This window comes from Ramlibacter sp., from assembly GCF_035627355.1.
GTDB lineage: Bacteria > Pseudomonadota > Gammaproteobacteria > Burkholderiales > Burkholderiaceae_C > Ramlibacter.
Genome location: NZ_DASPLW010000013.1, coordinates 1 through 8,903, shown reverse-complemented (window position 1 = coordinate 8,903; position 8,903 = coordinate 1). Strand labels below are relative to the sequence as shown.

Here is an 8,903-nt window from a genome sequence, read left to right as displayed (position 1 = left end):
TCCTTGATGCCCTCGGCGCCCATCTTGGCGACGAATTCGTCACCGTATTCCTTGCGCTTGGCGTCGTAGTCGTCCTCGGACATGATGCCGAACTTCTTCAGCGGGGTCATGCCGGGGTCGGTGATGACATACGCCTCGAAGTACAGCACCCGCTCGATGTCGCGCAGCGTCATGTCGAGCACCAGGCCCAGGCGCGACGGCAGCGACTTCAGGAACCAGATGTGCGCGCACGGGGCGGCCAGGTCGATGTGGCCCATGCGCTCGCGGCGCACCTTGGTCTGCGTGACCTCGACGCCGCACTTCTCGCAGATCACGCCGCGGTGCTTCAGGCGCTTGTACTTGCCGCACAGGCACTCGTAGTCCTTGATCGGGCCGAAGATCTTGGCGCAGAACAGGCCGTCGCGCTCCGGCTTGAAGGTGCGGTAGTTGATCGTCTCCGGCTTCTTGACTTCGCCGAAGGACCACGAGCGGATCTTCTCCGGCGAGGCCATCCCGATCTTGATGGCGTCGAAATGCTCGTCCGGCGTGAATTGCTTGAACAGGTCGAGTAGCGATTTCATTGCTCTTACCTTCCCTAATTAAGACCGCTCGAGTTCCATGTCGAGACCCAGCGACCTGATTTCCTTGACCAGGACGTTGAACGACTCCGGCATGCCGGCGTCGATGGCGTGCTCGCCCTTGACGATGGACTCGTACACCTTGGTGCGGCCCTGCACGTCGTCGGACTTCACGGTCAGCATCTCCTGCAGCGTGTAGGCCGCGCCGTAGGCTTCCAGCGCCCACACTTCCATCTCGCCGAAGCGCTGGCCGCCGAACTGCGCCTTGCCGCCCAGCGGCTGCTGGGTGACCAGGCTGTACGGGCCGGTGGAGCGGGCGTGCATCTTGTCGTCCACCAGGTGGTGCAGCTTGAGCACGTGCATGTAGCCGACGGTGACCGGGCGCTCGAAGGCGTCGCCGGTGCGGCCGTCGTACAGGCGCGCCTGGGTGCGGGTGGCGTTCAGGCCCTTGCGCTGCGCGATCTCGTCCGGGAACGCCAGCTGCAGCATGTTGCGGATCTCGGTTTCCGAAGCACCGTCGAACACCGGGGTCGCGAACGGGACGCCCTTGGCCAGCTCGCCGGCCATCTCCAGCACCTGCTCGTCGGACAGGCTGGCGATGTCCTCCTTGTGGCCCGAGCGGTTGTACAGCTCGTCCAGGAAGCTGCGCAGCTCGGCCTGGCGGGCCTGCTGCTGCAGCATGTCGCCGATGCGCTGGCCGATGCCCCTGGCGGCCCAGCCCAGGTGCACTTCCAGCACCTGGCCCACGTTCATGCGCGAAGGCACGCCCAGCGGGTTGAGCACGATGTCGCACGGCGTGCCGTCGGCCATGTAGGGCATGTCCTCGACCGGGACGATCTTGGACACCACGCCCTTGTTGCCGTGGCGGCCGGCCATCTTGTCGCCGGGCTGCAGGCGGCGCTTGACGGCCAGGTAGACCTTGACCATCTTGAGCACGCCGGCCGGCAGCTCGTCGCCCTGGGTCAGCTTCTTGCGCTTCTCCTCGAACGCGAGGTCGAAGTTGTGGCGCTGCTGCTCGATCGAGTTCTTGATCGACTCCAGCTGGGCGGCGACGTCGTCGTCGGCCGGGCGGATGTCGAACCAGTGGTACTTCTCGATCGACTGCAAGTAGGCCTTGTCGATCGTGGTGCCGCGGGCCAGCTTCTGCGGGCCGCCGTTGGCGACCTTGCCGGTCAGCAGCTTCTCGATCCGGTCGAAGGCGTCGGCCTCGACGATGCGCAGCTGGTCGTTCAGGTCCAGGCGGAAGCGCTTGAGTTCATCGTCGATGATCTGCTGGGCGCGCTTGTCACGCTGGATGCCCTCGCGGGTGAACACCTGCACGTCGATCACGGTGCCCTGCGAGCCCTGGTCCACGCGCAGCGAGGTGTCCTTCACGTCGGAGGCCTTCTCGCCGAAGATGGCGCGCAGCAGCTTCTCTTCCGGCGTCAGCGTGGTCTCGCCCTTGGGGGTGACCTTGCCCACCAGCGTGTCGCCCGGCATGACCTCGGCGCCCACGTAGATGATGCCGCTCTCGTCCAGGCGGTTGAGCTGCTGCTCCGACAGGTTCGGGATGTCGCGGGTGATTTCCTCGGCGCCCAGCTTGGTGTCGCGCGCCATCACCACCAGTTCCTCGATGTGGATCGAGGTGTAGCGGTCGTCGGCCACCACGCGCTCGCTGATCAGGATCGAGTCCTCGAAGTTGTAGCCGTTCCACGGCATGAACGCGACCAGCATGTTCTGGCCCAGTGCCAGCTCGCCCAGGTCGGTCGACGCGCCGTCGGCCACCACGTCGCCCTTGGCGATCTTGTCGCCGCGCTTGACGATGGGACGCTGGTGGATGTTGGTGTTCTGGTTGGAACGCTGGTACTTGATCAGGTTGTAGATGTCGACGCCGACCTCGCCCGCCTGGGCTTCGTCGTCGTTGACCCGCACCACGATGCGGGTGGCATCGACGTAGTCGACCACCCCGCCGCGGTTGGCGGTGACCACGGTGCCGGAGTCGATCGCGGAGACGCGCTCGATGCCGGTGCCCACGTAGGCCTTCTCCGGGCGCAGCACCGGCACGGCCTGGCGCTGCATGTTGGCGCCCATCAGTGCGCGGTTGGCGTCGTCGTGCTCCAGGAAGGGCACCAGCGAGGCCGCCACCGAGACGATCTGCGCCGGCGACACGTCCATGTACTGGATGCGGTCGGCCGACACCAGGATCGATTCGCCGCGCTCGCGCGCCGAGACCAGGTCGCCGGTCAGGCGGCCCTGCTCGTCCAGCGCCGCGTTGGCCTGGGCGATCACGTACTTGCCTTCCTCGATGGCCGACAGGTAGTCGATCTCGTTGGTCACCTTGCCGTCCACCACGCGGCGGTATGGCGTCTCGATGAAGCCGTACTCGTTCAGGCGTGCGTACAGGGCCAGCGAGTTGATCAGGCCGATGTTCGGGCCTTCCGGCGTCTCGATCGGGCACACCCGGCCGTAGTGCGTGACGTGCACGTCGCGCACCTCGAAGCCGGCACGCTCGCGCGTCAGGCCGCCCGGACCCAGCGCCGAGACGCGGCGCTTGTGCGTGATCTCGGACAGCGGGTTGGTCTGGTCCATGAACTGCGACAGCTGCGACGCGCCGAAGAACTCCTTCAGGGCCGCGGAGATCGGCTTGGAGTTGATCAGGTCGTGCGGCATCAGCGGTTCCTGCTCGGCCTGGCCGAGGCGCTCCTTGACGGCCTTCTCGATGCGGGCCAGGCCCGTGCGGTACTGGTTCTCGGCCAGCTCGCCGACGCAGCGCACGCGGCGGTTGCCCAGGTGGTCGATGTCGTCGACTTCGCCACGGCCGTTGCGCAGGTCCACCAGGATCTTGACGACGGCGAGGATGTCCTCGTTGGTCAGCACCATGGGGCCGGTGCTCTCGTCGCGGCCGACCTTGGCGTTGAACTTCATGCGACCGACGCGCGACAGGTCGTAGGTGTCGGGGTTGTAGAACAGGCGCTGGAACAGGGCCTGCACCGCGTCCTCGGTCGGCGGCTCGCCGGGGCGCATCATGCGGTAGATGGCCACGCGCGCCTGGAACTCGTCGACGGTCTCGTCGATGCGCAGGGTCTGGCTGATGTACGGGCCCTGGTCGAGCTCGTTGGTGTAGATCACCTGCAGGTCCTGCACGTGGGCCGCGCGCAGCTTCTTGAGCAGCGCCTCGGTCAGCTCGTCATTGGCCTTGGCGATGATCTCGCCGGTGTCGGGATCGACGATGGAGCGGGCCACCACGCGGCCGACCAGGAAGTCCTCCGGCACGCTGATGTGGGTGGTGCCGGACTGCTCCAGCTCGCGGGTGTGGCGGGCGGTGACGCGCTTGTCCTTGGGCACCACCACCTTGCCGGTCTTGTCGGTGATGTCGAAGCGGGCCACCTCGCCGCGCAGGCGCTCGGGCACGAACTCCATCTGCGCGCCGCTGTCCATCAGGCGGAAGTTGTCGTTGACGAAGAAGTTCGCCAGGATCGACTCGGGCGTCAGGCCGATGGCCTTGAGCAGGATCGTCACCGGCATCTTGCGGCGGCGGTCCACGCGGAAGTACAGGATGTCCTTCGGGTCGAACTCGAAGTCCAGCCAGGAGCCGCGGTAGGGAATGATGCGGGCCGAGAACAGCAGCTTGCCCGAGCTGTGCGTCTTGCCCTTGTCGTGCTCGAAGAAGACGCCGGGCGAGCGGTGCAGCTGCGACACGATCACGCGCTCGGTGCCATTGATGATGAAGGAGCCCTTGTCGGTCATGAGCGGCACTTCGCCCATGTAGACCTCCTGCTCCTTGACCTCCTTGACCACCTTGGACTGCGGCGTGGACGACTCGCGGTCGTAGATGATCAGCTGCACGCGGGCGCGCACGGCCGAGGCGTAGGTCAGGCCGCGGGTCTGGCACTCGCGCACGTCGAACGCGGGCTTGGCCAGGTTGTATTCGATGAACTTCATCTCGACAAACCCGTTGTGCGAGACGATCGGGAAGGCCGCGTCGAAGGCGGCCTGCAGGCCCTCGACGGTGCGCTTCGATGGCGCGACGTCGGCTTGGAGGAAGGCGGTGTACGCATCCTTCTGCATCTGCAGCAGGTAAGGCACTTCGAGCACGCTGTCGCGTTTGCCGAAGCTCTTGCGGATGCGCTTGCGTTCGGTATAGGAATAGGCCATGGGATCTCCGGGCTATTGAGCTCTTGCGCAACTGACGCGCCCATCCCTGCGCGGGAATGGGCGTTGCTTGGCGGGTTGGCCACTACCAACCATGGCGGACGGCCGTGCATTGCACACGGCCCGAACCAAGGTATCTCCTGCAGTCGGGGTCAGAAGACACTCGTAAAAGCTGGCGAACCCTCGATTAGGCCAGCTTTTGCGGGTGCGTTCAGGCCACGCCTCAATAAGCACCAAAGGCTGGAGGCCCTTTCGGAGCCTCCAGCCTCGGCAGGTGGACTCGATTACTTGAGTTCGACCTTGGCGCCGGCTTCTTCCAGCTTCTTCTTGGCCGCCTCGGCGTCGGCCTTGGCGATGCCTTCCTTGACGGCCTTGGGCGCGCCGTCGACCAGGTCCTTGGCCTCCTTCAGGCCCAGGCCGGTGATCTCGCGGACGGCCTTGATGACGGACACCTTGTTGGCGCCGGCTTCCAGCAGCATCACGTTGAACTCGGTCTTCTCTTCCGCGGCCGGGGCGGCGGCACCGCCACCGCCGGCGGCCGGGGCGGCCATGGCGGCGGCGCTCACGCCGAACTTCTCCTCGATCGCCTTGACCAGGTCGTTGAGTTCCATGACCGTCATGCTGTCCAGCGCGGTCAGGAATGCGTCTTTATCGAATGCCATTTGGATGGTTCCTTCAATGAATGGGGTTGAATTGCTCGCTCGTCAGGCTGCTGCCGGGGCCGCTTCGTCGCCGCCGCCCTTCTTGGCGGCCAGCGCGCCCAGCACCACGGCCGTGCGCGACACCGGCGACATCAGCAGGCCGCACAGCTGGGCCAGCAGCACTTCCTTGCTCGGAATGCTGGCCAGTTGCTTGACGCCGTTGACGTCCAGGGCCTTGCCACCGTAGGCGCCCGCGCGGATGACCAGCTTGTCGTTGGTCTTCGCGAAGTCGGCCACCACCTTGGCGGCGGCCACGGCGTCCACGGAGAAGCCGTAGATCAGCGGACCGGTCATCTGGTCGGCGACGACTTCGAAGGCGCTGCCGCTCACAGCACGGCGGGCCAGCGTGTTCTTCAGAACACTCAGGTTCACGCCTTGCTTGCGCGCGTCGCTGCGCAGCCTCGTCATGTCGGCGACCGTGATGCCGCGGTATTCCGCCATCACCAACGTCTGGGCCTGGGCGGCGAGACCGGTCACCTCTTCGACGACCGCTTGTTTCTCACTGCGATTCAGACTCAAGGTCTACTCCTTCCAATTGCGCCGCCGGGTTTGCACCACGTGCGGCGCGCCTTTGCTGCAGCGACCAAACCCCGAGGGAACTACTCACAACTCTCTCGTGGCGGGATCGCCATCTGCGCTGGCCCGGCTGCCGGGTTGCCCCGACGGCCGCCGATTAAGCGCATTGCTGCGCACCAGCGGTCTTGGATGGCCTGCCGGACTTCGCTTGCGCGCCGCCCGGCAGCCCACCATGCCGGCCGGCCCTTGCGGGCTGGCCGATCCATCGAGGTGCCCTCCACGCCGCGCGCGGCCGGCACCTCTCCAGTCAGAGGTGCCCGAGCAAACGCGCTTCGCGCGCTTGGTCCGGCACCTGCAATAACTAAGCCGACAGGGACTGGACGTCCACGCGGACACCCACGCCCATGGTCGAGGACACCGCCACCTTGCGCAGGTAGACGCCCTTGCTGGAGGCCGGCTTGGCCTTGTTCAGCGCGTCGATCAGCGCCGCCAGGTTGCCCTGAAGCTTGTCGGTGTCGAACGAACGGCGGCCGATCGTGCCGTGGATGATCCCGGCCTTGTCGACCCGGAACTGCACCTGGCCGGCCTTGGCGTTCTTCACGGCCGTGGCCACGTCCGGGGTCACGGTGCCGACCTTGGGGTTGGGCATCAGGCCGCGCGGGCCCAGGATCTGGCCCAGCGTGCCGACCACGCGCATGGCGTCGGGAGCGGCGATCACCACGTCGAACGGCATGTCGCCGGCCTTGACGCGGGCGGCCAGGTCGTCCATGCCGACCACGTCGGCGCCGGCGGCCTTGGCTTCCTCGGCCTTGGCGCCCTGGGCGAACACGGCCACGCGCTTGGTCTTGCCGGTGCCGTTGGGCATCACGACGGCGCCGCGCACCACCTGGTCGGACTTCTTGGCGTCGACGCCGAGCTGCACGGCCACGTCGATGGACTCATCGAACTTGGCGTTGGCGCACTCCTTGACGATGGCCAGCGCCTCGCCCAGCGCGTACAGCTTGTTGCTGTCGACCTTGCCCTCGAGGGCTTTCTGCTTCTTGGTCAGCTTGGCCATTTACACGCCCTCCACGGTGACACCCATGGAACGGGCCGAGCCCGCCAGGGTCTTGATCGCGCCTTCGAGGTCGGCCGCGTTCATGTCCTTCAGCTTGGTCTTGGCGATCTCCTCGAGCTGGGCCCGGGTGATCTTGCCGACCTTGTCCGTGGCCGGCTTGGCCGAGCCCTTGTCCAGCTTGACCGCCTTCTTGATCAGCACGGTCGCCGGCGGCGTCTTGATGATGAAGGTGAAGCTCTTGTCCGCGTAGGCGGTGATCACCACCGGCAGCGGCAGGCCCGGCTCGACACCCTGGGTCTGCGCGTTGAACGCCTTGCAGAACTCCATGATGTTCAGGCCGCGCTGGCCCAGCGCGGGGCCGATCGGGGGCGACGGGTTGGCCTTGCCAGCCGGCACTTGCAGCTTGACAAAACCGACGATCTTCTTCGCCATGGTTCAGGTACTCCTTGCGGGTGCAAACGCCTCGGCACGCAGGCCTCGGCTCCCCGGGGGTTGCAGCTCGACTTCTTGAAACCCGCGCGAGCTGGAAGGCGCGGATCGTTTTTCCAACCGAGGACAGGCGCCTCCGCCCGCCCCCGCTTGCCTCAGGTCTTCTCGACCTGCGAGAACTCGAGCTCGACCGGGGTGGCCCGGCCGAAGATGGTGACGGACACCCGCACCTTGCTCTTCTCGTAGTTGACTTCCTCGACGGTGCCGTTGAAGTCGGTGAACGGGCCGTCCTTGACGCGCACGTACTCGCCGACCACGAACTCGACCTTGTGGCGCGGCTTTTCCACGCCCTCTTCCATCTGGCCCAGGATCTTGGCGACCTCGTCCTCGGAGATCGGGGCCGGGCGGTTCTTGGCGCCGCCCACGAAGCCCGTCACCTTGTTGGTGTGCTTGACCAGGTGCCAGGTGTCGTCGTTCATCACCATCTGCACCAGCACGTAGCCGGGATAGAAGCGACGCTCGGAGGTGCGCTTCTGGCCGTTGCGGATCTCCACCACTTCCTCGGTGGGCACCAGGATCTCGCCGAACAGGTCCTGCATGCCCGCACGGTTGATGCGCTCGCGGATGTTGCGCTCGACGGCCTTCTCCATGCCCGAGTAGGCATGGACCACGTACCAGCGCAGGTCGGGATTGGCCGGCTTGGCAGGCGCTGCCGGTTCGCCGGCCTCGCTGCGGGGCGTTTCGGTTTCGCTCATTGATTACTTCCAGCCCAGGATCAGGTCGTAGAAGACCCACTCGAGGGTCTTGTCGGTCAGCCACAGGAAGGCTGCCATGATGACGACGAAGCCGAACACATAGGCGGTCATCTGGATGGCTTCCTTGCGGGTGGGCCAGACGACCTTCTTGACTTCCTTCCAGGAATCGCGGCCGAAGGCGGCGAAGGCCTTGCCGGATTCCGAGGTCATGAAGACCACGAAGGCCGCGGCCAGCCCCAGCACCAGCGCGCCCCATTGCGCCACGGCGCCCTGGCGGCCGAGCAGGTAGAAGCCGGCGACACCGGCGATCACCAGGGCGACGGCCGCCCCGAGCCGGGCCTTGTCGGCGCCGGTCGTGACGGTTTCAACTTGCGATGTGGCCATGAAGGCGTGTTCCTGCTTGAGATGTCTCACCGCCCTCAACAGACGGTGAAGCCCGTCACGCGGACGGGCTCTGGATCGGCGCCACTCAGGTGGCAGGGGCAGTAGGAATCGAACCTACAACCTTCGGTTTTGGAGACCGACGCTCTGCCAATTGAGCTATACCCCTCCGCGGCTTCCAGGCAGTTGAGGACGGAGCACTCGCTGCGCTTCGTGGTCAGTCCCCAACGTCCATTCATTCCATGATCTTGGCGACGACGCCGGCGCCCACGGTCTTGCCGCCCTCGCGGATGGCAAAGCGCAGGCCCTCTTCCATGGCGATCGGGGCGATCAGCTTGACGGTGATCGTCACGTTGTCGCCGGGCATCACCATCTC

General features: G+C 66.0%; 7 protein-coding genes, 1 tRNA gene and 2 pseudogenes. All 10 read right to left on the bottom strand.

The features are described 5' to 3' along the window. Positions 1-560, bottom strand: a pseudogene (locus VEC03_RS05035) (DNA-directed RNA polymerase subunit beta'); the annotation flags it as partial. An 18-nt stretch (positions 561-578) separates the two neighbouring features. After that, the gene (rpoB, locus tag VEC03_RS05030; protein ID WP_324913161.1) at positions 579-4,691 is read right to left on the bottom strand and encodes a DNA-directed RNA polymerase subunit beta; all 4,113 of its coding nucleotides are present in this window, start codon (positions 4,689-4,691) and stop codon (positions 579-581) included. 281 nt (positions 4,692-4,972) lie between these two features. Further along, on the bottom strand, positions 4,973-5,350 hold the full coding sequence (rplL, locus tag VEC03_RS05025; RefSeq protein WP_324913159.1) for a 50S ribosomal protein L7/L12: 378 nt from the start codon (positions 5,348-5,350) through the stop codon (positions 4,973-4,975). A 42-nt stretch (positions 5,351-5,392) separates the two neighbouring features. After that, positions 5,393-5,908: a 50S ribosomal protein L10 gene (gene rplJ, locus VEC03_RS05020; RefSeq protein WP_324913157.1), complete on the bottom strand. Its 516-nt coding sequence runs from the start codon at positions 5,906-5,908 to the stop codon at positions 5,393-5,395. A 358-nt stretch (positions 5,909-6,266) separates the two neighbouring features. Beyond that, positions 6,267-6,962: a 50S ribosomal protein L1 gene (gene rplA / locus VEC03_RS05015; protein ID WP_324913155.1), complete on the bottom strand. Its 696-nt coding sequence runs from the start codon at positions 6,960-6,962 to the stop codon at positions 6,267-6,269. Further along, complete coding sequence (gene rplK / locus VEC03_RS05010; RefSeq protein ID WP_324913153.1) at positions 6,963-7,394, bottom strand: 50S ribosomal protein L11; 432 nt, start codon at positions 7,392-7,394, stop codon at positions 6,963-6,965. It lies immediately after the preceding gene. 152 nt (positions 7,395-7,546) lie between these two features. Next, the gene (nusG, locus tag VEC03_RS05005; RefSeq protein WP_324913151.1) at positions 7,547-8,146 is read right to left on the bottom strand and encodes a transcription termination/antitermination protein NusG; all 600 of its coding nucleotides are present in this window, start codon (positions 8,144-8,146) and stop codon (positions 7,547-7,549) included. A 3-nt stretch (positions 8,147-8,149) separates the two neighbouring features. Beyond that, the gene (gene secE, locus VEC03_RS05000) at positions 8,150-8,530 is read right to left on the bottom strand and encodes a preprotein translocase subunit SecE (protein ID WP_324913149.1); all 381 of its coding nucleotides are present in this window, start codon (positions 8,528-8,530) and stop codon (positions 8,150-8,152) included. 90 nt (positions 8,531-8,620) lie between these two features. Continuing rightward, positions 8,621-8,696 (bottom strand) — tRNA-Trp (locus VEC03_RS04995). A gap of 66 nt (positions 8,697-8,762) precedes the next feature. Next, positions 8,763-8,903: pseudogene (tuf, locus tag VEC03_RS04990) on the bottom strand (elongation factor Tu); the annotation flags it as partial.